Genomic DNA, 2868 nt, shown 5'->3' on the forward strand with positions numbered 1-2868 from the left:
CAATACCTAAGCTTTCGCAAACAATTTCTTTTGTCATATCATCCTGAGTTGGTCCTAATCCTCCAGTAAAAAGAATTATATCAGCTCTATTTAAACTTATATTAATTACATTTTCTAAATCCTTTGGACTATCTCCAACAACAGTATGATAAGAAACATCTACACCTATTTTAGATAGTTCTTTTGATAAGTATTGAGCATTAGTATTAGTAGTATTACCTAAAAGCAATTCAGTGCCTACAGCAACTATTTCGCATTTCAATATACCATCTCCTATTAATTAATCATTTGATTTAAAAACTTGCCTATTTCCATATAAATAATCTATACCAGATATTATAGTAAAAATTACTGCTATATAAAGCATAATTTGATCCATTGGTATATTTATTAATCTAAAAGGATAATTATTTAATAATAATAAAATTATAGCTACAAGTTGAGTAATAGTTTTAATTTTACCTAGCCAATTAGCAGCTATAGTTATACCTTCTGAAGCAGCAATAACCCTTAATCCAGTTATAGCAAATTCTCTTGCAATAATTACTACAACCATCCAGGATTTTACCATTCCTAACTCTATCATTGATATTAATGCCGCTGATACAAGAAGTTTATCAGCTAGTGGGTCCATAAACTTTCCTAAGGTAGTAATTTGATTTCTACTACGAGCTATATGACCGTCTAAGCTATCCGTTAGAGCAGCAATAATAAAAATACCAGTAGCTATCATTTGACCATTTTGAATATCTGAAAGTAGAAAAAACATAAAAAACGGTATCATTATCACCCTAAAAATAGTAATCTTATTTGCTAGATTCATTAATAATCTCCCCCAGTTATTACTTCTTTGGAAATTATATAGGGCCAGTTAAAATTAAATATTTGCATTTAGCCCTATATTTATACTAAAAGATCTTTAAATCCATCTAAATACTAAGAATCTAAATCCTCTTTAGTTATTAATACTTTTCTAGGTTTACTGCCTTCAAAACCTCCTACTATTTCTCTTTCCTCCATTTCATCAATTAACCTAGCAGCTCTAGCATATCCAATTCTTAATCTTCTTTGAAGTAAAGATATAGATGCCTGTCCTTCCTCTACTACTAAGTTTATTGCATCAGGTAAAAGTTCATCGCCATTACCTCTAGGAACTTTGACATTCTTCTCAAGGGTTTCAATAATTTCTTCTTTATAATTAGAAACATTTTGTGACTTTAAAAATTCAGTAACTTTATAAACCTCTTCATCTTTAACAAAAGCTCCTTGGACCCTAATAGGTTTTGGAAGATTAGAAGGATAGAAAAGCATATCACCTTTTCCTAATAATTTTTCAGCTCCACCAATATCCAATATAGTTCTAGAATCTGTTTGTGATGTTACTGCAAAAGAAATTCTAGAAGGAATATTAGCTTTTATAGTACCAGTTATAACATCTACAGAAGGTCTTTGAGTAGCAATGATTAAGTATATCCCTGCAGCCCTAGCCATTTGTGCTAATCTACAAATATAATCTTCTATTTCTTGAGCTGAAACCATCATTAAATCAGCTAATTCATCAATAATAATGACTATTTGTGGAAGCTTCTCTTTCTTTGTTCCTTTTATTCTTTTATTATAAGAGTCAATATCTCTAACATTATTTTTAGAAAATAATTTATATCTTTTTTCCATTTCATCTACAGCCCAATCCAAAGCAGCATTAGCTTTTTTAGCATCTGTTACAACAGGAACTAGTAAATGAGGAATGCCATTATAAATACTTAATTCTACAACCTTTGGATCTATTAATAGCATTTTTACCTCTTCGGGTGTAGATTTAAATAAAATACTCATTATAATTGAATTTATACATACACTTTTACCAGAACCTGTAGCACCAGCTATTAAAAGGTGAGGCATTTTATCTATACTTGTAACTATAGGCTTTCCAGATATATTTTTACCTAAGGCTATGGGTACCTTAGATTCACTATATTTAAATTCATCTGAAGTTAATATTCCCTTAAGATTTACTTTTGATTTAATCCTATTTGGCACCTCTATACCTACTACAGATTTACCAGGAATAGGTGCCTCAATACGGACATCAGATGTGGCTAAATTTAAAGAAATATCATTAGAAAGATTAACTATTTTACTGACCTTTACACCTGGAGCTGGTTCTAGTTCATAACAAGTAATAGTAGGACCCTTATTTATCTGAACAACTTGAGTCTTAATGCCGAAACTCTCCATCGTATCCTCAATTTTTCTTGCATTTAAAAGTACTTCTTTTTTATTATTTGCATTTCCTTTAGTTTTAACATCATCTAACATCTCAAGTAAAGGCATTTTATAATTTTTGGTTGATTTAGTATTTTTAATAAGCTTATTTTCTACTGTTTTTCTATTTTTTTCTTCATTGTTTTTATAATTAAAAATTTTAATATTTTTATTTTCAGGTTTATTATTAAATTTAGCTTTTTTAGTATTATCATTAACTACAATAGATTTAGAAGATTTCTTTTTTACCTTTCTTTTTATTAAATTATTAATCTTTATTTCTGTTATCATTATAATATTTATTAAAATAAGGAAAGATATTATAATATAAGAGCCAATATCACCAAATAATTTTAAAAAAGTAAATCCTAAGATTGACCCTATAATTCCTCCACCATAACCTTTTTCACTAGCTTTTAAGGAGAAATTTATTCTATTTAAAAAACCTATACGGTTATTTGTATATATGTCTAATATAACTAGAAAACATATAAAAATTATGGAAAGGTATAATGCCTTTTTTTCTCCGTTTATATTTATTTTATCTAGTAAAAATAATATTCCTATACATAAAATAATTAATGGAAATATGTATCCACCAAA

General features: G+C 28.1%; 3 protein-coding genes. All 3 read right to left on the reverse strand.

Features of this window, described 5'->3' with window-relative positions; genetic code table 11:
* Positions 1-262, reverse strand: a 262-nt coding sequence (locus VK071_12700; protein ID HLR36171.1) for a molybdopterin-binding protein, incomplete at its 3' end; no start/stop codon positions are given.
* Between the two features lie 18 nt (positions 263-280).
* Positions 281-823 (reverse strand): CDP-diacylglycerol--glycerol-3-phosphate 3-phosphatidyltransferase, encoded by a 543-nt coding sequence (gene pgsA / locus VK071_12705; protein HLR36172.1) that lies wholly within the window; start codon positions 821-823, stop codon positions 281-283.
* A gap of 113 nt (positions 824-936) precedes the next feature.
* The coding region (locus tag VK071_12710) for a DNA translocase FtsK (protein HLR36173.1) at positions 937-2868 on the reverse strand (1932 nt) is incomplete at its 5' end.

The sequence above is a fragment of the Tissierellales bacterium genome (genome assembly GCA_035301805.1).
GTDB lineage: Bacteria > Bacillota > Clostridia > Tissierellales > DATGTQ01 > DATGTQ01.